The 23,017-nt window shown below is 70.8% G+C and carries 26 protein-coding genes; 12 read left to right on the forward strand and 14 right to left on the reverse strand.

Annotated elements, in window-relative coordinates; genetic code table 11:
- Nucleotides 1-58 precede the first annotated feature (58 nt).
- Nucleotides 59-1,744: an ABC-F family ATP-binding cassette domain-containing protein gene (locus ACFU5K_RS13925; RefSeq protein ID WP_384060401.1), complete on the forward strand. Its 1,686-nt coding sequence runs from the start codon at nucleotides 59-61 to the stop codon at nucleotides 1,742-1,744.
- Nucleotides 1,745-1,821: 77 nt separating this feature from the next.
- The gene (locus tag ACFU5K_RS13930; protein ID WP_384060404.1) at nucleotides 1,822-2,508 is read left to right on the forward strand and encodes a class E sortase; all 687 of its coding nucleotides are present in this window, start codon (nucleotides 1,822-1,824) and stop codon (nucleotides 2,506-2,508) included.
- Here the strand turns inward: ACFU5K_RS13930 and ACFU5K_RS13935 are convergent.
- Nucleotides 2,503-4,932: a glycoside hydrolase family 65 protein gene (locus tag ACFU5K_RS13935; protein ID WP_384060407.1), complete on the reverse strand. Its 2,430-nt coding sequence runs from the start codon at nucleotides 4,930-4,932 to the stop codon at nucleotides 2,503-2,505. The two genes, ACFU5K_RS13930 and ACFU5K_RS13935, sit on opposite strands and share 6 nt — an antisense overlap.
- Complete coding sequence (locus ACFU5K_RS13940) at nucleotides 4,932-5,192, reverse strand: hypothetical protein (protein ID WP_384060410.1); 261 nt, start codon at nucleotides 5,190-5,192, stop codon at nucleotides 4,932-4,934. Before ACFU5K_RS13940 ends, ACFU5K_RS13935 begins: the two co-directional genes overlap by 1 nt.
- A gap of 136 nt (nucleotides 5,193-5,328) precedes the next feature.
- On the opposite strand from ACFU5K_RS13940, the gene ACFU5K_RS13945 reads away from it, so the two are divergent.
- The gene (locus ACFU5K_RS13945; RefSeq protein WP_384060412.1) at nucleotides 5,329-5,553 is read left to right on the forward strand and encodes a hypothetical protein; all 225 of its coding nucleotides are present in this window, start codon (nucleotides 5,329-5,331) and stop codon (nucleotides 5,551-5,553) included.
- Between the two features lie 345 nt (nucleotides 5,554-5,898).
- On the opposite strand, the gene ACFU5K_RS13950 is transcribed toward ACFU5K_RS13945, so the two are convergent.
- Nucleotides 5,899-6,729, reverse strand: a complete 831-nt coding sequence (locus tag ACFU5K_RS13950) for a transglycosylase family protein (RefSeq protein ID WP_384060415.1) — start codon at nucleotides 6,727-6,729, stop codon at nucleotides 5,899-5,901.
- 125 nt (nucleotides 6,730-6,854) lie between these two features.
- Between ACFU5K_RS13950 and ACFU5K_RS13955 the strand changes: the two genes are divergently transcribed.
- Nucleotides 6,855-7,220: a PH domain-containing protein gene (locus tag ACFU5K_RS13955; protein ID WP_384060418.1), complete on the forward strand. Its 366-nt coding sequence runs from the start codon at nucleotides 6,855-6,857 to the stop codon at nucleotides 7,218-7,220.
- Nucleotides 7,221-7,234: 14 nt separating this feature from the next.
- On the opposite strand, the gene ACFU5K_RS13960 is transcribed toward ACFU5K_RS13955, so the two are convergent.
- Complete coding sequence (locus tag ACFU5K_RS13960) at nucleotides 7,235-7,975, reverse strand: peptidoglycan recognition protein (RefSeq protein ID WP_384060420.1); 741 nt, start codon at nucleotides 7,973-7,975, stop codon at nucleotides 7,235-7,237.
- A 92-nt stretch (nucleotides 7,976-8,067) separates the two neighbouring features.
- Nucleotides 8,068-8,712, reverse strand: coding sequence for a ScbR family autoregulator-binding transcription factor (locus ACFU5K_RS13965; protein ID WP_384060422.1), 645 nt, complete (start codon nucleotides 8,710-8,712; stop codon nucleotides 8,068-8,070).
- 135 nt (nucleotides 8,713-8,847) lie between these two features.
- Between ACFU5K_RS13965 and ACFU5K_RS13970 the strand changes: the two genes are divergently transcribed.
- On the forward strand, nucleotides 8,848-9,735 hold the full coding sequence (locus tag ACFU5K_RS13970; RefSeq protein WP_384060424.1) for a ScbA/BarX family gamma-butyrolactone biosynthesis protein: 888 nt from the start codon (nucleotides 8,848-8,850) through the stop codon (nucleotides 9,733-9,735).
- 18 nt (nucleotides 9,736-9,753) lie between these two features.
- On the opposite strand, the gene ACFU5K_RS13975 is transcribed toward ACFU5K_RS13970, so the two are convergent.
- Complete coding sequence (locus ACFU5K_RS13975) at nucleotides 9,754-10,518, reverse strand: SDR family NAD(P)-dependent oxidoreductase (RefSeq protein WP_384060426.1); 765 nt, start codon at nucleotides 10,516-10,518, stop codon at nucleotides 9,754-9,756.
- A gap of 180 nt (nucleotides 10,519-10,698) precedes the next feature.
- On the opposite strand from ACFU5K_RS13975, the gene ACFU5K_RS13980 reads away from it, so the two are divergent.
- The gene (locus ACFU5K_RS13980) at nucleotides 10,699-10,920 is read left to right on the forward strand and encodes a hypothetical protein (RefSeq protein ID WP_384060429.1); all 222 of its coding nucleotides are present in this window, start codon (nucleotides 10,699-10,701) and stop codon (nucleotides 10,918-10,920) included.
- A gap of 81 nt (nucleotides 10,921-11,001) precedes the next feature.
- Here the strand turns inward: ACFU5K_RS13980 and ACFU5K_RS13985 are convergent, their stop codons facing one another.
- The 4 genes from ACFU5K_RS13985 to ACFU5K_RS14000 form a co-directional block, all read right to left on the reverse strand.
- Nucleotides 11,002-11,310: an SCO5918 family protein gene (locus ACFU5K_RS13985; protein ID WP_384060431.1), complete on the reverse strand. Its 309-nt coding sequence runs from the start codon at nucleotides 11,308-11,310 to the stop codon at nucleotides 11,002-11,004.
- Nucleotides 11,311-11,369: 59 nt separating this feature from the next.
- Nucleotides 11,370-12,941, reverse strand: coding sequence for a DEAD/DEAH box helicase (locus ACFU5K_RS13990; protein ID WP_384060433.1), 1,572 nt, complete (start codon nucleotides 12,939-12,941; stop codon nucleotides 11,370-11,372).
- A 299-nt stretch (nucleotides 12,942-13,240) separates the two neighbouring features.
- Nucleotides 13,241-13,444: a cold-shock protein gene (locus ACFU5K_RS13995; protein ID WP_327117007.1), complete on the reverse strand. Its 204-nt coding sequence runs from the start codon at nucleotides 13,442-13,444 to the stop codon at nucleotides 13,241-13,243.
- A gap of 305 nt (nucleotides 13,445-13,749) precedes the next feature.
- Nucleotides 13,750-14,091 (reverse strand): MerR family transcriptional regulator, encoded by a 342-nt coding sequence (locus ACFU5K_RS14000; RefSeq protein ID WP_384060437.1) that lies wholly within the window; start codon nucleotides 14,089-14,091, stop codon nucleotides 13,750-13,752.
- A gap of 398 nt (nucleotides 14,092-14,489) precedes the next feature.
- Here ACFU5K_RS14000 and ACFU5K_RS14005 point away from each other — a divergent pair, with 398 nt between their 5' ends.
- Nucleotides 14,490-14,708 (forward strand): hypothetical protein, encoded by a 219-nt coding sequence (locus ACFU5K_RS14005; RefSeq protein ID WP_384060440.1) that lies wholly within the window; start codon nucleotides 14,490-14,492, stop codon nucleotides 14,706-14,708.
- 97 nt (nucleotides 14,709-14,805) lie between these two features.
- On the opposite strand, the gene ACFU5K_RS14010 is transcribed toward ACFU5K_RS14005, so the two are convergent.
- The 3 genes from ACFU5K_RS14010 to ACFU5K_RS14020 form a co-directional block, all read right to left on the reverse strand.
- A complete protein-coding gene (locus ACFU5K_RS14010) occupies nucleotides 14,806-15,219 on the reverse strand; it encodes a hypothetical protein (protein WP_384060443.1) in 414 nt (137 codons plus the stop codon).
- Between the two features lie 53 nt (nucleotides 15,220-15,272).
- Entirely contained in the window at nucleotides 15,273-16,967 is a 1,695-nt protein-coding gene (locus ACFU5K_RS14015) for a SpoIIE family protein phosphatase (protein ID WP_384060446.1), read from the reverse strand.
- A gap of 76 nt (nucleotides 16,968-17,043) precedes the next feature.
- Entirely contained in the window at nucleotides 17,044-17,787 is a 744-nt protein-coding gene (locus ACFU5K_RS14020) for an alpha/beta hydrolase (RefSeq protein ID WP_384060449.1), read from the reverse strand.
- A gap of 159 nt (nucleotides 17,788-17,946) precedes the next feature.
- Here ACFU5K_RS14020 and ACFU5K_RS14025 point away from each other — a divergent pair, with 159 nt between their 5' ends.
- The 3 genes from ACFU5K_RS14025 (at nucleotide 17,947) to ACFU5K_RS14035 (ending at nucleotide 20,581) form a co-directional block, all read left to right on the forward strand.
- Nucleotides 17,947-18,432, forward strand: coding sequence for a peroxiredoxin (locus tag ACFU5K_RS14025; protein ID WP_384060452.1), 486 nt, complete (start codon nucleotides 17,947-17,949; stop codon nucleotides 18,430-18,432).
- Nucleotides 18,433-18,537: 105 nt separating this feature from the next.
- Nucleotides 18,538-19,059 (forward strand): hypothetical protein, encoded by a 522-nt coding sequence (locus ACFU5K_RS14030; protein WP_384060455.1) that lies wholly within the window; start codon nucleotides 18,538-18,540, stop codon nucleotides 19,057-19,059.
- Between the two features lie 82 nt (nucleotides 19,060-19,141).
- Entirely contained in the window at nucleotides 19,142-20,581 is a 1,440-nt protein-coding gene (locus ACFU5K_RS14035; RefSeq protein WP_384060457.1) for a flotillin family protein, read from the forward strand.
- A 125-nt stretch (nucleotides 20,582-20,706) separates the two neighbouring features.
- Here ACFU5K_RS14035 and ACFU5K_RS14040 read toward each other — a convergent pair whose 3' ends face one another.
- Entirely contained in the window at nucleotides 20,707-20,931 is a 225-nt protein-coding gene (locus ACFU5K_RS14040; protein ID WP_384060459.1) for a DUF6892 domain-containing protein, read from the reverse strand.
- A gap of 157 nt (nucleotides 20,932-21,088) precedes the next feature.
- Here ACFU5K_RS14040 and ACFU5K_RS14045 point away from each other — a divergent pair, with 157 nt between their 5' ends.
- Together ACFU5K_RS14045 and ACFU5K_RS14050 are read left to right on the forward strand one after the other, a co-directional pair.
- On the forward strand, nucleotides 21,089-21,559 hold the full coding sequence (locus ACFU5K_RS14045; RefSeq protein WP_384060532.1) for a cation:proton antiporter regulatory subunit: 471 nt from the start codon (nucleotides 21,089-21,091) through the stop codon (nucleotides 21,557-21,559).
- A 2-nt stretch (nucleotides 21,560-21,561) separates the two neighbouring features.
- Complete coding sequence (locus ACFU5K_RS14050) at nucleotides 21,562-22,809, forward strand: cation:proton antiporter (protein WP_384060462.1); 1,248 nt, start codon at nucleotides 21,562-21,564, stop codon at nucleotides 22,807-22,809.
- The last annotated feature ends 208 nt before the right edge of the window (nucleotides 22,810-23,017 follow it).

Genomic DNA, 23,017 nt, shown 5'->3' on the forward strand with positions numbered 1-23,017 from the left:
ACAGCTCCCCCTCCCGGCCGGTCGCCGCGTGTTGCTCGCATACGAATCCCCCGTTCACATGCTTGCGACTGCGAGGATCACATGTCTCAGCCCACCGCCCCCGCCGCGTCCCTCAGTTACCTCCGCCCTGTCCTTCGGGTGGCCGGACGGCACGGAGGTCTTCGACGGACTGTCCCTCGGTATCGGCCAGGGCCGCACCGGCCTGGTCGGTACCAACGGCTCCGGGAAATCGACCCTTCTGCGGCTGCTGGCGGGGCAGCTGCGCCCCTCCGCGGGGTCCGTGACCGTCAACGGGCGCCTGGCCTACCTGCCGCAGAACCTCACCCTCGACACGGAGCTGCGCGTCGAGACGGCCCTCGGCATCGCACAGCGGCGTGCCGCCCTGCGCGCGATCGAGGCCGGCGACGTGGCCGATCAGCACTTCGAGACGGTCGGCGACGACTGGGACGTCGAGGAACGCGCCCTGGCGACCCTGGGGTCGCTCGGCCTCGGTGACATCGGTCTCGACCGGACCGTCGGGCAGCTGTCCGGCGGTGAGACCGTGCTGCTCCGGCTGGCCGCGCTGCTGCTGGAGCGCCCCGACGTCCTGCTGCTCGACGAACCGACCAACAACCTCGACGTGTTCGCGCGCCACCGGCTGTACGAGGCCGTGGACTCCTGGCGCTCCGGTGTGCTCGTCGTGGTCAGCCATGACCGTGACCTGCTGGAACGGGTCGACCGCATCGCCGACCTGCGCGCGGGTTCGGTGAGCTGGTACGGCGGCGGCTGGTCCGCCTACGAGGAGGCGCTGGCCACACAGCAGGAAGCCGCCGGGCGCATGGTGCGCGCCGCGGAGTCCGACGTACGCCGTCAGAAGCGCGAGCTGGAGGAGGCGCAGACCAAGATCGCCCGGCGGCAGCGGCACAACAAGAAGATGGATGCCCAGCGGCGCGCGCCGAAGATCGTCGCGGGTGGGCACAAGCGGTCGTCCCAGGAGGCGGCGGGCAAGCTCCGCGGCCTGCACGAGGACCGGCTCCACGAGGCGAGGGAGCGGCTCGACACTGCGTCGGAGGCGATCCGCGACGACGAGATCAGGGTGCGGCTCCCCCGCACCGCCGTGCCCTCCGGCCGCACGGTCCTGAGCGTGCAGGGGCCGCGCCCGCGCTTCGGCAGCCTGCGCGACGGCGGTTTCGAGGTCCGGGGGCCGGAACGCATCGCGCTCGTCGGGCGCAACGGCGCCGGCAAGACGACCTTGCTGCGCACCCTCGCCGGGGAGCTGGAACCGCTCGCGGGCGAGGCCAGGACGTTCGTACCGCTGCGCTTCCTGCCGCAGCGGCTGGACGTGCTGGACGACGCGCTCGGGGTCGCATCGAACGTGGCCCGCCTGGCGCCCGGGATCACCGACAACGAGATCCGTTCGCAGCTCGCGCGCTTCCTCTTCAAGGGGGCGCGCGCCGAGCAGCCGGCGGGCACCCTCTCCGGCGGCGAGCGGTTCCGTGCCGCGCTCGCGGCGACGATGCTCGCCGCACCGGCGCCTCAGCTGCTGATGCTGGACGAGCCCACCAACAACCTCGACCTGGCGAGCGTGCGGCAGCTGACGGGCGCGCTCGACGCCTACGAGGGCGCGCTCCTGATCGCCGGGCACGACCTGGCGTTCCTGGAGTCGGCCGGCATCACCCGGTGGCTGCTCGTGGGCGAGGAACTCACCGAGCTGGACGCCGACGAGGTGCGTGCGCTGCTCGGCGCACCCGACGCGATCGGGTGAGCGGTGGTGTACTGGAAGGTGCGGGCGCTCCCCGCCCGCACCTTCCAGTACACCCGGCTACCGATCCGGATCCCGCCATGCACCGAACCCATGGATTGCGCAGAGCCTCCCGGGCCGTCGCCGGCGCGGCCGTCCTCGTACTCGCCGCCGGCGGCGCGGCAGCGGCGGCCGGGCCGCCCGGTACTGCCTCCCCGGCGGTGTCGGCGGCCGGCGCGACCGCCGGTCCACTACCGGAGGACAGGACCGATCCCAGGACCACGACCGCCGAGCTCACCATCCCCGCGATCGGTGTGACGGACCTGCGCGTGGTCCCGTACGAGGGCACGACGGACGACGCGCCGGGAACCCGTGTGCAGGACCGGGGCGTGGCCGCCAGCCCGTACGGCGTGGACGGCGGCGTCGGACCGGGCGAGGTCGGGAACTACCTCGTGACGGCCCACCGGCTCTCCGCCGGAGGCCCGCTCCACGACCTGCCGGCCCTGCACAAGGGCGACAAGGTCCTCGTCGAGGAGAGCGGCACGGTGTACGAGTACCGGATCACCGAGAGCCGGCTCACGTCCTTCCGCTCCGCGCACTCGCTCGCGGAGCAGCGTGCCCAGGTGCCGGGCGAGCCGGGCGAGAAGCCGACCCGGGCGATGATCACCCTCTCCACCTGCGCGACTCCGGAGGACGACGCGGCGGGCAACTTCTGGCGCGATGCCCAGCACAATCCCGAGCACCGCATCGACAAGGTCGGCGTCCTGGTGTCCTCCCGGCCCTCATGAGCCGCCCGGCATGTCGGTCGGCAGCTCCAGCCAGCGCGAGGTGCCCGGGGCGATGACGTAGGCGCTGCCGTCCAGCCTCACGCGGACCCCCGGCCGTCCCGAGTCGGGTACTGCGATCCGCAGACGCTCGGCGCGCAGCCGGAGGTCGACGTCCCAGTGCCGGCGGAACCGGATCCGCATCCGGAACTTCGAGAGCTGGGGCAGCGGGGCCGGCGCCATCCAGAGCGCGTCGTCGCGGGTCTCCAGGCCCGTCATCCCCCGCTGTACGAAGTCGAGCGTGCCGGCCATCGCCCCCAGGTGGATGCCCTCCTCGGTCGTACCGCCCTGGATGTCCGCCACGTCGCCGATCAGCGCCTCCTCGCAGTATCGCCAGGCCTCGTCGCGGTTGACCCTCGCAAGTACCCAGGCGTGGACGAGGGAGCTGAGGGTGGAGCCGTGACTGGTGCGCCCCGCGTAGTAGTCGACGGCCTTCCGCCATGCCTCGTCGTCGAGTTCGTGGCCGAGCCGCCGGAAGATCGCGGCCAGTTCCCTCGGTGAGAAGAGGTAGCCGAGCATGAGCACGTCGGCCTGCTTGGACGCCTGGTAGCGGTTGACGGTGTCGCCCTCCGCCTCCAGGATGCGGTCGAGTCGGCGGATGTCCCCGTACCGCCGCCGGTAGCCGTCCCAGTCCAGCTCGGCCAGGTCGCCGTATCCGGCGAACTGGCTGACGACGCCGCGGTGATGGGGCACGTACAGCCGTCGGGACACGTCCTCCCAGCGGTCTAGCTCGTCGGGGTCGAGCCGGATGACGTCGAGGAGCTGCCGACGACGGGTCGCGGGCAGGTCGTGGAAGATCTCACCGGCCCGCGCCAGCACCCAGGAGGCCGTCACGTTCGTGTACGTGTTGTCGTCAAGGCCCGCGGACTCGGCGTCCGGATACGCGTCGTGGTACTCGTCGGGCCCGACGACACCCCGGATGCGGTACCGGCGCAGCGAGTCGTCCCACTCGGCGCTGTCCGCCCAGAAGCGGGCGATCTGCAGCATCATCTCGGCGCCCTTGGAGTACAGGTACTCCGTGTCGCCGGTCGCCTGGCAGTACTGCCACACGTTGTACGCCACGGCCGAGCCGACGTGGTGCTGCAGACGCGAACGGTCCTCCAGCCAGCGCCCCGAGCGGGGGTTCAGATGGACCTCCTGGGTCTCCTCGCGGCCCCCGTCGGCGCTCTGCCACGGATACATCGCCCCTCGCCTGCCGGCCTCGCGCGCCGCGGCACACGCCGCGGGCAGCCTCCGGTGCCGGTAGTCGAGCAGCCCCCGCGAGACCTCCGGCAGGTGCAGGTTCAAAAACGGCAGGACGAAGAGCTCGTCCCAGAAGACGTGCCCCCGGTAGGCCTCTCCGTGCAGCCCCCTTGCCGGCACCCCGACGTCGAGTTCCGCGGTGTGCGGCGAGAGGGTCTGCAGTACGTGGAAGAGGTGCAGCCGCAGGATCCGCCCCGGCTCCCCCCGCACTTCGAGCTTGGCCTGCAGCCACAGGTCCGCCCAGGCCCGCCGGTGGGAGGCAAGCAGCCCGTGGTACGCCGGCGCCTCGCACACGGCGGTCACCGCGGCGTGCAGCGGGCTGCCGATCGCGGGGTCGCGGGAGGTGTAGAGGGCGACCGTCTTGTCGACCACCGCGTCCGAGTCCGGGTCCAGGGGGAGCAGCAGCGTCTGGTGGACGGCACGCGGCTGCTGCACCGGTTCGGCCCGGTGGTCCCCGTTGCGCTCGGGGCCGCAGGAGGCCACGGTACGGGCGGCCAGCACGATCCCGATGTCCGACTCCACGGTCCGGCAGCGCAGCCACACCATGGAGTCCGGCTCGGTGCCCGTCTCCCAGCCGGTGAGGTGCCGGTCGGCCAGCTCCCGGTAGCGGGCGACCCCGCTGTTGCGGATGTCGCCGTCGATCCCCGCCTCCACCTCCAGCTCGCCGGACCAGCCCTCGGCACCGAACACCGTGTGCAGTGCGGCGAGATGGGGGTCGCCCATGTGCACCAGCCGCTCCTGCGCCACCGTCAGCCGCCGGCCCCGGGTGTCCTGGTAGACGGACCTGCGGGTCAGCGTCCCGCCGCGCAGGTCGAGCGCCTGGCGGTGCTCCACCAAATACGTGTGGTCCGGGGTCAGCCAGGGGCCGGGCCGGGCTCCCTCCGGGCGGATGCGGTAGCGCAGCGGCAGCCAGTTGGGGAGGTTGACCATGTCCTCGTTCTCGACCTGCCGGCCCTGGACGGACGAGGTCAGCCGGTTGTAGCACCCCGCGACGTAGGTACCCGGATAGTGCGACCGGGCCGCCGGGGTCTCCGGCGCGGCTCCCCGGGTCGCGAAGTAGCCGTTCCCCAGGGTGCACAGGGCTTCACGCAGGCGCTCCTTCTCCGGGTCGTACCCCTCGTACTCCCACATCCAGCCCCGCACCATCAGTCCAGCCCCGTGATCAGGAGGTCTCCCGGATCGGAGATCACGAGGTCCGCACGGTGCTGCCGCCGCGACTCGGCGGTGCCTTGCGGGGTGTCCCCGGGCCGGACGGCGGCCGGACGGGTACGCAGCCCTTGCGTGATCACCTCGTCCATGCGTGCCGCGACGGACCGCACCGTCCCCGTCCCCCTCGGGTCGTGAGGACGCACCTCGGAGAGGCCCAGCCCTCTGGACGCCGCGGTCGGTGACGGAGCACGTGCCATGACCGGTGTCCTTCCGTCGAGGCCTTCGCTCCCGTTCGTGGGACAGCACCAGGTTCCACCTGGGCACGCTTCTCGCGTCACCAGGCAAAGAGTCGCAGAAGTTTTGATTTACCCCTTATGGGCTTACCGTGCACATGTGGGCAGTACCGAGCGTCAGACCGGCCGGCAGGCGGAGTACGCGTGCCCGGCCTGCAAGCAGCCCGTCGAGACGGTGATCGAGCGGCACAAGACCCTCGGGATCTTCGTTCCCCACTGGGGCCCGGGACCGTGCCACAACCCCGAGTGCCACAGACACACGGCGGAGTCCGGGTCGGGGGACACGTCCGGGGTGACGCGGGGCTCGCACACCTTCGGTCGCTGAGCGGGCCTGCTGAGCCGACTGTCGTGCCGCGAGGGTTTGGCTGCGGAGGGGAGGGCGGCGATGCGGCCGGCCTCGTGGCTCTCATGTCCCGGCTTTGCGCGTGCCGACGTACTCAGGAGTGGACGCGCTTCCCGCCACCGGGCATCGGCCCTGAGTGGGGGCAGGCTTCGGGTCCCGGGACTGCAGGGTGCGGCCGTCGGAGACGAGCGGCTGAACGGGCGTAGTCCGTGAAGTGCCGTGTCCGGTGCGCTGTTCATCGTGGATACCTGCATCCTCGGTAGGCGGAGGCCACCGTGACGACGTGGTCGTCGCGGACGGGACGTGACGCGACGTGACCGCAACAGGTCAGGAGTTCAGGCGCAGGCGCTGACCGGGGAAGATCAGGTGCGGTCCCTGGTCCAGGACTTCGCGGTTCATCTCGTACAGCGCCTTCCACCCACCGGACACGTCTGCGCGCTCGGCGATCGCGGAGAGGCAGTCGCCCGACTCGACGACGTAGGACTCGGAGTCGGCAAGGTCTTCGGAGTGGTGCTCAGCAGCGGGGGCGCTTCCCGATGACGAGGAGGAGCCGGCGGAGCTGTGGTTCGTGCCGCCGTGCGAGGAACCGGTCGTGCTGCCGTACGATCCGCCGTCCGTGCGGTGCGAGGAGCCACTGGACGAGCCACCGGAGGAACCGCTCGACTGACGCTGCGGCGTGGCCTGTGCGCTGTCACCACGGTCGGAGCTGCTCGACGACGAGGAACCTGACGTGCCGTTGGCGCCGAGTCGTCCACACGTGGGCCAGGCGCCCATCCCCTGCGAGCGGGCGACGCGCTCACCGACCGCGATCTGCTCGGACTTGGTGGCGAGGTCGGCGCGCGGTGCGTACTGACCGCCGCCGTAGGCCCGCCAGGTGGAGGGCGCGAACTGCAACCCGCCGTGGTAGCCGTTGCCGGTGTTGGTGTTCCAGCGGCCGCTGGACTCGCACTTGGCGATGCGGTCCCAGTCCGTGCCCGCGGTGACGGTCGGTGCGATGACGGCCTGCGCGGGAACGGCGTGCGCGGGAGCCGCCTGGGCGGGGGCCTTGGCGGGCGCGTCCGCCGCGCTGCGGCCGGCGAGGCCCAGCACGCTCAGGAGGACCAGCAGAAGGGCGAGCACCGATTCGACGGGCCGCTTGGCGAGGGGTGATGCCGGCATGACGGTATTCCTCCGCTGTGCTCCGGAAGGTGTGCGAGGGCACGAACAGATAAGCCTCCGATATTCTTTTCCCCTGGTTCCGACGCGTTCGGCGTCGGCACTTTCACTCGGGTGGAGGCCCCTTCATGGCACTGTTCGGCAACGCTCACACCGTCGACGTCGAGGCGGCACAGAGCGACTACGCACGGCTCCTGGGGCAGGACGAACAGGTGCACGCCGCGTATCTGCTGATCCGTGACACGATCCTGTTCACCGACCGCAGGCTCGTACTCGTCGACAAGCAGGGGATAACGGGCAAGAAGGTGGAGTACCACTCGATCCCGTACCGGAGCATCTCGCACTTCTCGGTGGAGACGGCCGGGACGTTCGAGCTCGACGCCGAGCTGTCGATCTGGCTCTCGGGCAGTGCGACCCCGATCCAGAAGACCTTCACCAAGGGCGTCGACATCTACGAGGTGCAGGCGGTGCTCACCCAGTTCGTCGCCCGGTAAGCGGCGGCAGCGGTCTACGAGCCCGGCTTCGGTTCCCGGAGCCGGGCCATCTCCGCACGGATCGCGGGTAGTTGACCGTAGAGCGCTTCGCCGGGACAGTCCGTCCGATAGGTGTCCCGGTGACCCGACACGGCATGGAGGTAGACCTCCTCGCCACGGTCGTACAGGCTGTCGTCGTTCGTCGAGACCATCCGCACGTGGCCCTGCGGATCGATGCTCCGGCTCAGCTTCCACGCGCCGACCTTCGCGATCCCCTCGATGAGCGCCTTCGGCACCGGCACCCCGGGGCCGAAGGTGCCCAGCGCCGCGATGCCCACACTGTGCGCGTTGAACCCCGTGGCGTGGGCTCCGCGCACCGAGCGCCCCACCCCGCCCGCCCGGCCCTCGTATATCGTCCCGCAGCGGTCGACGACGAAGTTGTAGCCGATGTCGTCCCAGCCCTCACCCCGGACGTGCGCCTCCTCCATGGCCCGCAGCATCTTGGGGGCGTCGGCGCAGTCGTAGCCGTTGGTGTGCCCGGTGTGGTGGACGAAGACCGCCTTCACCGATCCGGTGTACACCGCGTGCTCCTTCACCAGGCCCTCGTCGGCGTGCCACTGCGCCCGCGTGACGATCGTGGGCCTCGGGGCTCCCGCCGGGACCGCCGGCTTCGCGGTGGTCCGCTCGGGCGCGACGAGCCGCACCGGCGCGTCCCTGAGGACCAGGAAAGCCAGCGGGACGACCATGGCGCCCACGACTGTTCGGCGAAGCCACATAGGGCCACCATGCGGGCTGACCAGCTACTTCGCAGGCGCGCGCACCCGATCGGGTGAATCGCGGCCGCCCGGCCCGCAGCCGCGTGGAGCGGTCAGGAGACGGCGACCGCCCGGCTCTCCTCGATGATGCGTTCCGCACGGTGCGGGGAGGTGTCCAGCCTGGCCAGGACGCCCGGAACCGCGTTGTTCGGAAGGATCAGTTCGAGCAGGGCGGAGATCTCGGCGACCAGGTCCGGCGGCTCCGCCATCGACTCGGTCACCAGTTGCACGCCCGTCCACGCGCCGACGAAGAGCCGGGAGGTGGCGACGGGGTCCACGTGCGGGAGGAGCTCACCGCGCTCCTTGGCCTCGGTCAGTATCTCCGTGCCCAGGGAGATCCAGTCGGGCCAGCGGGTGCCGAAGAGGCCACGCGCGCGGGGGTCGACGGACAGTCGGATCGAGGCGCTGAGCAGGGGTTCTCTGGGCAACCGGTAGGCCAGCAGCAGGGCCGTGTCCACCCATTCCTGGAGCTTGAACGTCTGCGGGGTGACCCCGTCCGCGGTCACGGCCTCCTCGAGGACCCCACGGGCGAGCTCCTCCTTCGACGTGAAGTGGAAGTAGAGCGCGCCCCGCGTGAGACCGGCCCGATCGAGGATCGAGGCGATGGTGGCAGCGTCGTAACCGTGCTCGTCGAAGACCTCGGCGGCCGCTTCGAGGAAGATTCTGCGCGTGCGGATCGCCCGTTGCTGTCGTGCCAACTCGCGCTCCCTTTGACCTTGCCTGACGACTGTTCAAAAAGTACCGATGGGCCGGTATCATATCAGCGCTGGTACGCCAATTTTGCGCCATGTACGTGGGGGGGAACCGTGCCGGAGATACCTGTTGTCCCGTATATGCCAAGATCTGCCGCGGGGGACCGGCACAGGGTTTCGAAGGAATATGTGCACCTCGTCCGCGAGGACGGGGTCTTCCTCACCGGCTGGCAGCGTCTCGAGGATGGCGAATTCTCGCTCACCGCGAGGTGGCCGGAGCCCCCGGCGGGGCTTCCGTACGACCCCCGTGTGCTCACCCAGACCATCCGGCAGAGCGGTCTCGTCGTCGCGCACGCGTCGTACGAGGTTCCGCTCGCCTGCCAAACACTGCTGCATTACTTCGACTTCACCGTCGTCCCCGGTTTTCGCGCCGCTCCCGGGGACTCCTCTCCACTCACGGTCGGGATAACCGTCATGGACCCCAAGAAGAGGGGGCGGAGCGTCAGTTCACTTGGCATGGACGTCCGTCTCCTCCAGGGTGACAGGGTGGTGGCGCGGGCTGACTCCGAATTCGGTTGGATATCCCCGGCCGCCTACCGCAGGCTCCGCGGACGCCATCTCACCGGCAGGTGGAACGAGTGGCCGGCGCTCCCGGCGCTCGACCCCCGTACCGTCGGACGAACCGGCCCAAGCGATGTGGTCCTGGCACCCGGCGACGGTTCCCACCGTTGGCAGTTGCGCAACGACGTCGACAACGTCCTGCTGTACGACCACCCGGTCGACCACGTCCCGGGGCTCGTCCTGATGGAGGCCGCGAGCCAGGCGGCGAACGCCGCCCTGTATCCGCGACCCTTCGAACCGACCACGGTCACCAGCGCGTTCGAGCAGTACGCCGAGTTCGACCGCCCCTGCTGGATCGATGTCGAGGTCGTCCCCTCGGCTGCCCCCGGTGAGACCTCGGTCCTGGTCACCGCGACCCAGGACGGGCAGTCGGTCTTCCGGGGGCGGCTGAGCGGTCCCTGCGGCTGACGGCCGCCGGGCGGCGGCTCACTGGTTGATGAAGCCGCCGTCCACCGGCATGACCGTGCCCGTGAGGAAGGGACACCGGTCGCTGAGCATCCACGCCACGGCGTTGGCGATCTCCTCGGGCTCGGCCGTACGGCCCTGCGGTGTACGGCTGTTGACCATCTCCTCCAGCCCGGGGTTGCGCCCGAACCAGTCGGCCGTGATCTCGCTGCGCGTGGTTCCGGGCGCAACGGCGTTGACCCTGATGCCCTGTTGGGCGTACTCGTCCGCCGCGGCCCGGGTGAGACCGACGACAGCGTGCTTGGCCGCTATGTAGGGGGCGGCGGCGGGAATGGCCACCAGGCCGCCCACACTGCTGTTGTTCACGATGGAACAGCCGCCCTTGTTCGGCAGCATCGCCGCTATCTCGGCCCGCAGACTGTTCCAGACGCCGCGGACGTTCACGTCCATCACCGCGTCGTAGACGTCATCACCCATGAGATGCAGGGGAGTTCGGTCGCCGCCGAGGCCAGCGTTGTTGAACGCCGAGTCCAGACGCCCGTATGTGTCGACCGCGAAGCCGACAGCGCGGGCGGCGTCCTCGGCGACCGTGACATCACAGACGACGTACGACGCTGTGGCCCCCTTGCCCTTCAACTCCCCTACCAGCGAGGCAAGTCGTTCCTCCCTGCGGGCAGCCAGGACCACCGTCGCGCCTTCCTGGGAGAACACGCGTGCCGCCGCCGCTCCGATACCGCTGCTCGCCCCGGTGATCAGGACGACTCTGTCGTTGAGTAGATCGCTCATGCGCGCAGTCTGGCAGGCCGGCGGGGCCGCGACCACAGCCGCGCGATCCCGGCCCCGCAGCCCGCACCCGGGTACGTCGGCGGCCCGGACCTGGCCGTCCCGTACAGTCACCCCGGTCTCGACATATGACAGTAACCAACCGTTTGTGCTGTTTTTGCCCTGTCGGAGCGTGCCCGCCCCGTGATTACCGGACGCGGTCCAGTCCATGAGCGACGGACGAACCGGGTCAAGCTGGACCTCTTCGACGCCGAGCTCGTCTCCAGGCCCGCGGGCCGGCTCCTGGTGTCCGTCGCCGCCGCCGCCATGGTCACCCTCCTCTGCACGCCGCCCGTGCGCCGCGCCTTCCGCTACGCGGTCGAGCCCCGGCTCGACCGCGCCAGGAAACCCGTGCCGACGTCCTGACCCCCGCTCCGGGGGCACCCGGACGCACCGCACCCCCGGCCCTTTCGGGCGCGGGGGTGCGGAGGGGCGGTGCCTGCGGACTCAGACGTCGCCGGGGGTTCCGAGCAGGGCCGACGCGTTCTCCAACGGCGTGAGGGGCACCGCGGGTGCGGGCACCTCCGCGGGGCGGCAGGTGAAGCCGAGGCGCGACAGCGCCCTGGTCACCTCCGCCGCGCTGAAGTCACGACGGTCCTGCCGCGTGATGATCTCGCCCACCTGCTTGACGGGGTAGACACGACGGGCGATGACCACCGCGTCACCGGTGACGGGCTCGGGCTTGATGCCCTTCATCGAGGCCTCGACCTCGTTCTTGAACAGATCGAACGGGAAGCGGGCGATGACACAGCGCATGGTGCCTCAACAAGGTCGGAGAGAATGCCGGAAAGGATCGGCCGGGCGGCCGTCCGTGACTACGCGGCCTTGTTGGACCGACGCTGTACCGCCGCGGCGCGTGCCTGCGGAGTAGCCGTGTTGGCGTTGGAACGACGGCCTTGACCCGGGCGCGCGCCACGCCGGCTCCGGGGACCGGAACCGCCGCCCTTGCGCTCGGTCACCGGCGAGGTGATCGTGACCGGGACGCCCGAGGGCGCCTGGGCTCCGGTGATGCGGCTGAGCTCGGCCTCGCCGGAGCGGACCTGGGCGATCTGCGGAGTGATCCCGGCGTCGGCCATCAGGCGTGTCATCTCGCGGCGCTGGTTGGGCAGCACCAGCGTGACGACGCTGCCGGACTCCCCGGCGCGTGCGGTACGGCCGCCGCGGTGCAGATAGTCCTTGTGGTCGCTCGGCGGGTCGACGTTGACGACGAGGTCGAGGTTGTCGACGTGGATGCCGCGGGCGGCGACGTTCGTGGCGACGAGCACGGTGACGTGGCCCGTCTTGAACCGGTCCAGGGTGCGGGTGCGCTGCGGCTGCGACTTGCCGCCGTGCAGCGCGGCCGCACGCACACCGCTGTTCAGCAGGTGGTCGGTGAGCTTGTCCACGGCGTGCTTGGTGTCGAGGAACATGATCACCCGGCCTTCACGGGCGGCGATCTCGGTGGTCGTGGCGTACTTGTCCGCGCCCTGGACGTAGAGCACGTGGTGCTCCATCGTCGTCACCGCACCGGCCGCGGGGTCCACGGAGTGGACGACCGGGTCGTGCAGGTAGCGGCGGACCAGCAGGTCGACGTTGCGGTCGAGGGTGGCCGAGAACAGCATGCGCTGGCCGTCGGGGCCGACCTGATCGAGAAGCTCGGTGACCTGGGGCATGAAGCCCATGTCGGCCATCTGGTCGGCCTCGTCGAGGACGGTGATGGCGACCCGGTCGAGCTTGCAGTCGCCGCGCTCGATGAGGTCCTTGAGCCGGCCCGGGGTGGCGACCACGACTTCGGCGCCGCCGCGCAGCGCGCTGGCCTGGCGGCCGATCGACATGCCACCGACGACGGTGGCCATCCGGAGCTTGAGGGACCGGGCGTAAGGCGTCAGGGCGTCGGTCACCTGCTGTGCCAGCTCACGGGTGGGGACCAGCACCAGGGCCAGCGGGCGGCGGGCGTCGGCGCGGTTGCCGGCGGTCCGGGCCAGCAGGGCCAGGCCGAAGGCGAGCGTCTTTCCCGAACCCGTACGTCCACGGCCCAGGACGTCCCGGCCGGCGAGCGAGTTCGGCAGGGTGGCCGCCTGGATCGGGAACGGCACGGACACGCCCTCGGCGGTCAGCGCCGCCAGCAGGGGCTCCGGCATGTCGAGGTCCGCGAAGGTCTCCGCGGCCGGCAGGGCCGGGGTGATGGTCACCGGCAGGGCGAATTCACCCGTGACGGCGGAGGAGCGGCGGCCGTAGCCGCCGGAACGCTTCGGCGCGCCGGAACGGCCCTGGTAGCCGCCTGTGGCGCCCTGCCGGCCGGAGCCCGCCGAACGGAATCCGTTCGCCGTGCGGCTTCCACCTGAGGATCCGCCGGAGCGCGTCCGGGAGAATCGGTCGTCAGTGCGAGATGTGCGATCGCGGTTCAATGGAGAACCTTTCCCTCGAATGGCACGTGTCGAGGGATTCTTTCCGGGCGGCTGCAGCCATGTACGGCGCCAAGAATCGCAAGAACGAGCCGATGAAATATCGAATAACGAAGCCCGTCCGCCGGATCAACCAGCCGGAATCGGCACTCCATATGACTGCAGATAACCGGTGCGCACGAACTGCGCACACCCGGAATTACCTCACGGCCGCAACGAGACCGGTCGCGGCCGGAAAAACACAACGAGCTGGGGCCCGCACCCCAAGGTGCGGGCCCCAGCTGCGCCGTACGCCCGAGTGATCAGGCGGGGGTGATGTTCTCGGCCTGCGGGCCCTTCTGGCCCTGCGTGACGTCGAAGTTCACCTTCTGGCCTTCCTGCAGCTCACGGAAGCCGGAGGAGGCGATGTTCGAGTAGTGGGCGAAGACGTCAGCGCCGCCACCCTCCTGCTCGATGAAGCCGAAGCCCTTTTCCGAGTTGAACCACTTCACGGTGCCAGTAGCCATGTCATATCTCCTTCGGGGCGTTGCCCGAGGGCCCGCACTGTGCGAGCCCTCCGTCGCCGCAAATGATTGCCCCGTCCGGAAGAGACCGGAAATACAAAAGAGCACCCGCCGGAGTGAAAACGGCGAGAGCACTTGAAGTTTTGGGAACCACAACTGCAACTGAGATCAACCGTAGCACGATTCGGGCACGTGCGAGCTGTACGCCATATCACTGGCGCGGCAGTGATCCGCACACGACATAAACCCTCACCGGCCATTGCGCGTATTTCTGTGCCGACCGAAACAGATATACGCCGGTACGTCGGTCAGGAATCGGCGCCGCCGCCTGCCGTGGGCCGCCGCAGCGTCTCGTTGAGACGAAGGGCCTCTTCGAGCTGGTCCTCCAGGATGACGATGCGGCACGCCGCGTCGATGGGCGTACCGCCGTCGACGAGCTCGCGGGCGCGCGCCGCGATCCTCAGCTGGTAGCGCGAGTAGCGGCGGTGGCCGCCTTCCGAGCGCAGGGGCGTGATCAGTCGGGCTTCACCGATGGCACGGAGGAAGCCCGGTGTCGCACCGATCATCTCCGCGGCTCTCCCCATGGTGTACGCGGGGTAGTCGTCGTCGTCGAGACGGTCCGTGGCATGCGACGGGGACTCCGGGGTCATCTGCACCTCTTCTGCTGTGCACCGGCCCTCGATATGGCCTGGCTGCACAAGAAACCCTAGGTGTAGTGGTAGGTCATGTCTATTGCGGCCGGAGGAGGTTTCCGTTGCTCCCGCGCCGCCCGCACGTCACCGCTCGCCGCACGACACCCTCATGACACGGCTCGCGACAACGTGACCGGCCCAACAGCGCTGACCGACCGGTCAGTTGTCGGCGGACCCTCGAACGGTCATACTTCACGCGTAGCCCTTCACGCATCCCCCGTCGTGAAGGGCTACTTCACGTGCGCCCGCGACGCCCACACCCGGCTGCCGTGACATCCGGCCCCGATTGCGGACCCGCCCCCGACCCGGTTACGTGGACAGGGGGCCGTGCAGCGATGCCACCGGGAGGCACCCAGATGCCCAGGACACCCACGAACTCCAAGGCCGGTCTGATCCTCAGCCTGGGCAGCAGCGCGTTCGCGGTCCTGCGCTCCCTCAAGCAGCTTCGCAGGACACGGGGCGACCAGGACAGGCTGACGACGGCGAACGCCCTCGCGGGGCTGCTGCCCCTGGTCACGTCCGCCCTGCTCATCCTGCGCCGGCTGCGCGGACGCTCCCGGAAGCAGACCGCCTGACCGAGGCCACTGACCATGGCCGCGACCCCCACGGCCCCCGATCCGGTGGGCCGTCCAGGAGGGACCGCCCGGAAAGGACCGCCCCGACCCGCAGCCATCAGGCCACCGGGTCCGGCGCCTCGTCACGTGCCCGCGCCCTCAGCCGCTCCAGCACCCGGTCGCGCAGCAGCTCGTACTCCGCGCGCAGGCGCACGATCTCGGCCGGCCGCTCGATCACCACGCCGCCGGAGACGGTCTCGTGCACCTCGAACTGCTCCCGGGTCAGGTCGACCTCGATGCCCATGCCCAGACGGTTCCACCAGTGGAAGTCGACGCGCTCGCCGCCCACGCTCACCTCGCCCCGGATCAGCTCGCCGCCCAGCAGGTCGTGGATCACCAGGGCGGTCACCCCGCACTGGTCCCGCGCGGGATTGTCCGCGCTCCAGCGCGACCGGTACTCGGGCGTGGTGGTGTCCGCGTCCCAGCCGGCGCGGACTGCGGCCTCGACGTCCGTGAGCAGGAGAGGTTCCATGCGGTGGATACTCGCATCCGCCACCGACAGCGCCTCAGCGCGGAGCTCGCGTTTCAGTGGTCGCGGCTCCGTGAGACGAGTACGGCGATGTCGTCCTCGGCAGCGTCCGCGAAACGGTCCACGATCTCGTCCAGCAGGTCTTCGAGCCGCCCGCTCGCCGGCATCGTGAGCCCGGCGAGCCGCTGGATCGACACGTCTATGTCCTCACCTCTGCGTTCGACGAGACCGTCGGTGTACATGAACAGCACCGTCCCGGGGCCGCACGGCACGACCGCGGTCCTGTACCCGCCCACGCCCGTGCCCAGCGGGGGCCCTACGGGCACCCGTGCCACGCGCGCCCGGGGCGCCCCGGGGTCGATGAAGACCGGCGGCGGATGTCCGGCGCTGGCCACTTCGCAGACGCCCCGCCGCCGGTCGACGACCGCGACCAGGCAGGTCGCCGCCCGGTCCAGGCCGGACCGCTCGACCGCCTTGTCGAGCCGCTCGAGGATGCGGTGGGGCGGCTGGTCGTCGTCGGCCATGATCCGCAGCATCGAGCGGTAGTTGCTCATGGCGACAGCGGCCTCCACCCCATGGCCCATCACGTCGCCCATCACCTTGAGGTGGCGTCCCCCCTGGAGCGGGATGGCGTCGTACCAGTCCCCGCCCACGACCGCGCCGACCCCCGCGGGCAGGTAGAGGGAGGCGATCTCGATGCCGCGGTCCGGCCCCTGCGGCTCGGACAGCAAGGACCGCTGGAGTTCCCGGGCGACGTGGTGCTCGTGCGTGTAGCGGTGCGCGTGGTCCACGTCCACGGCCGCACGGCCGGCGAGGGTCCTGGCGACGACGACGTCCAGCCCTTCGGTGAAGGGCGGCGAACCCCCGGCCCTCAGGAGAGTGAGCGCCCCCAGCGGACGTCCGCGCGCCGTGAGCGGTACGACGACCGCCGAGTGGAGCCCGATGGCCCGGTAGGCGGCGAACCGCTCCGGGGTGAGCAGCGAACGGATGAGCTGCTCGTCTCCCGCCAGGTCCTCGATGACCGGCTGGTCGGCCGCCAGACAACGGGGCACCGCGGTGCCTTCCTGGTACTCGACGTCCACCCCCGCGCCGCCGAAACGGTCCACCAGGTCGGCGAGTCCGGGGACGGCGGCCACCCCCGACCGCCGCAGCCGCAGCACTCCGGGGGGCGGCTCGCGCCTCGGGTGCCCGTCCTCCGCGGGAATCGTCTCGACCATGGCGACGTCGGCCATGACCGGCACCACGAACTCGGCGAGTTCCTGGCAGGTCGCCTCCACGTCGAGCGTCGTTCCGATGCTGACGGCGGCGGTGTCCAGCAGTGTCAGATAGCTCCGGGCGCGCTCCAGCTCCTCGTGCTGGGTTCTGGTGGCCGTGATCTCCTGGGCGATCGAGACCAGGCCCTGCACGCGCCCGTCCCGTTCGGCGCGGTGGCAGGCGACCCTCCAGTACCTGCGGCGCACGGCGGAGTCCGCCCAGGTCCGGCCGCTGGTGGTGAACTCGCGGGACCGCCCGTCGGTCAGGACCTGGCTCATCAGGTCGGTCCGCCCGTCGACCTCGGGCAGCACCTCGGCCATGGTCCTGCCGAGGTGCGCGGCGGCCGGCACACCGTTGAGCTGTTCTAGTGCCTGATTCACGTAGACGTAACGCAGCTCGGTGTCGAACACCGCTACTCCGGCCGGGCTGCCCCCGACGAGACCGGCCGTCACTGTCACGTCGAAGGACGGCGGGGCGGCATGCTCTTCGGCCTGCAACGGAGCCTCCAGACGGATCGTTGCCCGGCGGGTGCGGAGCCTTCGGCCCTTCACGGGCGGTCCGGCACCCGGATCCTCATCGTCTGTCGCCGCGCGCCGCCCCGCATCTCCGTGACCGCGACGCACCGGCGTCAAGCCCGTCCAGCGACAGCGTCCCCTCCGAGACGGGCGCCCCGGGAGGCAGATCCAGCGCCGCCCCGACCTGCTCCGGCACCGGCTCCATCCCCAGCAGACCGGTCACGAGCAGTCCCGCGAGATGATGCCAGGCCGGGGCGCGGCGGATCATCGCGTGGTCGCTGCCGGGGATGGTCACCAGGCAGGTACGGGCGCCCGCGCGGCGGGCCCTGGCCGTGAGGGACTGGGACGCCAGAGGGCTGGTCACCCGGTCCCGGGTGCTGTGCAGCAGGACGACGTCGCGGCCGGCCAGCTGTGTCACCGGGTCGCCCGGCGGACACCAGGGGGCGAGGCCCACCACCGAGCGGACCAGGGGGTGGCCGGCCGCGTGCAGGGCGGCGCGGGCTCCCATCGAGTGTCCGAGGAGGACGACCGGGATGTCACCCGCCTCGCGACGGAGGTCGTCCAGCACGCGCACGGTGTCGTGCAGCGGGTCCTTCCGCGCACCGTTCCAGCCCCGGTGCGTGTACCGCACGCGCTGCACGCGCACCCCGGAGTCGCCGCGGACCGCGTTGGACACCGCGCGCGATACCGGCAGCATGCGCAGGCCGGGCAGGTTGAGAGCCCCCGGCGCGGGTGCCGCCAGGCCCGTCTCGTAGCCGCCGTGGAGGATGAGCACCGCTGCGGACGGCGGTCGTTCGGCCACACGTACCTCCGGATCGGGGTGCGGGGCGGCGCCCCGCGTTCTCCCCGTATTCGGTGCGGGTCGGCCTGCGGATGGGTCGGACGTGTCTATGCGGGGGAAGTGCCGTTCACCGTAGGACGCATGGACCCCTTCCCGTACGCGAGCAAAGGAGGCGCCGACATGGCGTCAGGACCCCGAACCGGCCGGCCCGCCCCCGACTTCACGCTTCCGGGCGGCGTGCTCACCGACGACACCTTCGCCCGGGCCGACTACGCACTCTCCGCCGCCCGCGGCCGGGCCGTCGTGCTCGCCTTCTACCCCGGCGACAACACGGCCGTCTGCACGAAGCAGCTCTGCTCCTACTCCTCGGGCCTCGAGACCTTCGAGGGCCTCGACGCGGAGGTCTGGGGGATCAGTCCACAGGGTGTGGACAGTCATGAGCACTTCGCCCGCGGCCACGGCCTGCGCATGCCGCTGCTGGCCGACGAGGCACGGGAGACCGCCCGGGCGTACGGAGTGGCGGCGCCCGGCATCGGCGTGCGCCGTTCCGTCTTCCTGATCGGCCCGGACGGGGTGCTCAGGTGGAAGCACGTCGCTCTGCTCGGCGCCACGTTCCAGTCGCTGGACACGCTCGCCGGTCAGCTCTCCGGCATCGGAACTCGCTGAAAACTGCCGGACTCCGGCAGTACCACCGCGGGATCCGGCATGGGACCATTCAGGCAGTTCGACGGAAACGTTTCGCGGGAACAGCGGCACCGGGGGAGTGATCGCGTGACCGTTCTTCTCGGTCTCGGCATTGCGGGAATCGCGCTTCTGACCCTGTCCCTGATCTTCGACGGGATCCTCGAAGGGCTCCTGGGCGACGCCTTGGGCGGACTGCTCAACGGCTTCTTCGACGGCCTGCTCTCGCTGCCCGTCGTCGCCGGCTTCCTCTCGATGCTCGGCTTCGGCGGTGCGATCGTGCTCGGCACCACCGGTGCCGGCCTCCCCGTGGCTCTCGTGGCGGGCTCCGGCGCCGGCATCGTCGCGGCCTGGCTGACCTGGAAGTTCAGCCAGGCCCTGATGCGGGATCAGACCACCGCCACACCGCGCGGCGCCGATCTCATCGGCACATCGGGATCGGTGGTCACACCGATTCCCGCCGACGGCTACGGCGAGGTCCTGCTGCGACTCGCGGGCCAGACCGTCAAGTTCTCCGCGAAGAGCGCCGTGCCGGTCGAACGCGGCGCCGAGATCTGGGTGGAGGCCACGCTCTCCACCACCTCGGTCACCGTGCGCCCCGTCGAGCGCTGACACCACCGAGCCAGCACGCCAGTCCGGAACTCGCACAACCGAGCACACTGCCGTCCCGTCGGGGGGCAGGGGGGACACCTTCATGAGTCCAGTAGTGATCGCCGTCATCGGCATCGTCGCACTTGTCGTTCTTCTGGCCCTCGCCGTGATCACCCGTTACAAGGTCGCGGGCCCCAGCCAGGCCTTCATCATCACCGGGCGCCGCGGCAAGAAGTCCACCGATCCGGTGACCGGCCGCACCAGCATCGACAACAGCGGCCAGAAGGTCGTCGTGGGCGGCGGCGTCTTCGTCGTGCCCTTCGTCCAGCAGAAGTTCACCCTCGACCTCTCCAGCCGGCACATTCCCGTCGCCGTGCGGGGGGCCGTCACCCTGCGAGGCGTGAAGTCCAACCTCGAAGGCGTCGCGATCGTCAAGGTCGGCGGCAGCGAGGACGCGATCCGGGCCGCGGCCCAGCGCTTCCTCCAGCAGCAGAACGGCATCGTCGGTTTCACCCAGGAAGTGCTCTCCGGTGCCCTGCGGGCCATCGTCGGCCGCATGTCCGTCGAGGACATCATCCGCGACCGTGCCGCGTTCGCCGGCCAGGTCGCCGAAGAGGCCGAGGCCAGCCTCTCCGGCCAGGGCCTCATCCTGGACGCCTTCCAGATCCAGGACATCACCACCGAGGGTTCCTACCTGGAGGACCTCGGCCGCCCGGAGGCCGCGCGCGCCAAGCAGGAGGCCGACATCGCCGAGGCCATCGCCCGGCGGGCGTCCGAGCAGGCCCGGCTGAAGGCCGCCGAGGAGATCGCCATCGCCGAGCGGACGTTCTACCTCAAGCAGGCCGAGATCAAGGCCGAGACCGAGGCCGCCGCGGCCAAGGCCAACGCCGCGGGCCCCCTCGCCGAAGCCGCCCGCCAGCAGGAGGTGCTCACCGAGCAGGAGAAGGTCGCCGAGCGCCAGGCGGCCCTGACCGACCGCGAGCTCGACACCAAGGTCCGCAAGCCCGCCGACGCCGCCCGCTACCGCGCGGAGCAGGAGGCCGAAGCCCGCCGCATCGCGCAGGTCAAGGAGGCCGAGGCCGACGCGGAGCGGTCCCGTCTGACCGGCCAGGGCGAGAAGCTGCACCGCTCGGCCCTCGCCGACGCCGTACGCATCGAGGGTGAGTCCGAGGCCGCCGCCATCGCCGCGAAGGGCGCCGCCGAGGCCGAGGCCATGCAGAAGAAGGCGGACGCCTTCAAACAGTACGGTGACGCGGCCGTCCTGCAGATGCTGGTCGAGGTGCTCCCCCAGGTCGTCGCCAAGGCGGCCGAGCCGCTGAGCGCGATCGACAAGATGACGGTCATCTCGACGGACGGTGCCAGCCAGCTGTCGCGGACGGTCACCGACAACGTCGCGCAGGGGATCGAACTCCTCAACTCCACCACGGGTGTGGACCTGGGCGCGCTGCTGAAGAACCTCCAGGCCAAGACGGCCGGAACCGCCCCGCCGGCCGTGGTCCCGTCCCCCGCCGCCAACGGCGAGAAGATCGAGATCAAGGACTGACACCACCCGGGCCGGGCCGCGGTACCGCTCGGGTGCCGCGGCCCGGCCCGGTCGCGGGCCCGCCTGACACCGGACGGAAGGGCTCAGCGGCCGGAGCCGCTCAGCCGGAAGGACTCGGCTGCCGACTACGGTGACGCCCGCGGGCCGCGAAGAGTACGCTCCGGCCGGCAACCGTGATCAGCTCCGCGCCGAAGACGCGCGTGAGGTCCGCCGTGCAGTGCCAGGTCGTCGAGCGAGTGGATGCCGAAGAGCGCGTCCTCGCCGTCCCGCACCGGGGAGCACTCGTGGCAGACCTGGTGGCCGCCGTCGACGACGAACGCCTTGAAGTCGAAGTCCTCCAAGTCGGCCACGGCGGACGACCATGCCGCCGCACCGGCGGCTCCGCCGTGCCCGGAGCCCTGTTTCCTGTGCCCGGCAGCCCCGGGCCGGCCCCGGTTAGGGTAATGGGCAGCTAAAGAGATGACCAAAAGCGTCGCCCTGCCGCTGCGTGCTCCTCGGGAGGAAGTCATGGGAACCCACCGCACATCGCTGCCAGGAGTCGGCGTCCAGTACGACTACACGACGGAGTCGGGCCAGCACATCTCGGTCGTCGTGCATCACGACGGGCGACGGTTCCTCGGGTTCTACGAACAGGACGACCCCGATTCGTGCGTGCTCTCCGTGCCCCTGACCACGGCCGAGGCAACCGGGCTCGCGCACCTGATCGACGCGGCGCCGATCGACGCCGTGCGGACCGAGGGCATCGACCTGGTCACCGAGCACATCCCGCTCGGGACCCGTTCACCGTACGGCGGGCGCCTGCTCGGGGACACCCGGGCGCGGATGAGGACCGGGGCGTCGATCGTCGCCGTCCTGCGCACGCACAGCGCGCACCCGTCGCCCGGCCCGGACTTCCGGCTGGCCATCGGGGACACGCTCGTAGTCGTCGGAACGCGTGAGGGCGTGGACACGCTTTCCGAGATCATCGCGGAGGGCTGACCGTGCACGACACAACCGCACTGCTGGTGGAGCTGGGCTCCGTCATTCTGGGGCTCGGCATCATCGGAAGGTTCGCCGGGCGCATAGGTCTCTCGCCGATCCCGCTCTACCTGCTCGCCGGGCTCGCGTTCGGGGAGGGCGGTCTGCTGCCCCTCGGCGCGAGCGAGGAGTTCACCGCCATCGGGGCGGAGATCGGCGTCATCCTGCTCCTGATGCTCCTCGGGCTCGAATACAGCGCATCGGAACTCGTCACCAGCCTCAAGACGCAGTACCCGTCCGGAGTCGTCGACTTCGTGCTCAACGCGACGCCCGGTGCCATCGCCGGCCTGGTGCTCGGGTGGGGACCCGTCGGCGCGGTCGCGCTGGCCGGGGTCACCTGGATCTCGTCGTCGGGCGTGATCGCCAAGGTGATGACCGACATGGGGCGGCTCGGCAACCGCGAGACGCCCGTGATCCTCGGGGTGCTCGTCATCGAGGACCTCGCCATGGCCGTCTATCTGCCGCTGCTCACCGCGATGCTGGCCGGCGTCGGCCTGGCGGGCGGCAGCATCGCGCTGCTGATCGCGCTCGGGACCGTCGGGTTCGTGCTGTACCTCGCGCTGCGCCACGGCAGGCTCATCAGCCGGGCGGTGTCCTCCGACAACCCGGAGATGCTGCTGCTCGTCGTGCTCGGGCTCACCGTGCTGGTGGCCGGTGTGGCGCAGCAGCTCCAGGTGTCGGCGGCAGTCGGCGCGTTCCTGGTCGGCATCGCCCTGTCCGGCGAGGTCGCCGAGGGCGCGCGCAAGCTGCTGACGCCGCTGCGGGACCTGTTCGCCGCCGTCTTCTTCGTGTTCTTCGGGCTGTCGACCGATCCGGCGGAGATCCCGCCCGTGCTGCTCCCGGCGGCGCTGCTGGCGATCGTCACGGTCTTCACGAAGATCGGCACGGGCTGGTACGCGTCCCGGCGGGCCGGGATCGGGCCGCGGGGCCGGTGGCGCGCGGGCGGCACGCTCGTCGCGCGCGGGGAGTTCTCCATCGTCATCGCCGGTCTGGCCGTGGCGACGGAGCCGCGGATCGGGCCCATCGCGACGGCGTACGTCCTGATCCTGGTGATCGCCGGGCCGCTCACCGCCCGGTGGACGGAACCGGTCGCCTCCAGGCTGCAGGCGGCGCTGGCCGGGAAGAGGCAGAAGCAGGCCGTCACACGCGACGACCCGATGCCCTCGCACGACGACCTGACTCCGGAGCACGCCGGGCGCGAATCCGGCTGAGAGCCACCTCCGGCGGACCTGCCGGAGCGATCCCGCACTACCGTCACGGCCTCGGGGCACCCGCCCCGGGGCCGTCGGCGTCGGACGGCCACCGGCGCGTGGCCCGCCGGTGGCCGGTGCCCGCCCCGGCGGACTGCCGCCCCTGCCGACTTCTACACAGTTGTAGAGTGCGACTGGTTCCCGCATCACAGGCAACGCTACGTATGGA

Source organism: Streptomyces sp. NPDC057428, assembly GCF_042803195.1.
GTDB lineage: Bacteria > Actinomycetota > Actinomycetes > Streptomycetales > Streptomycetaceae > Streptomyces.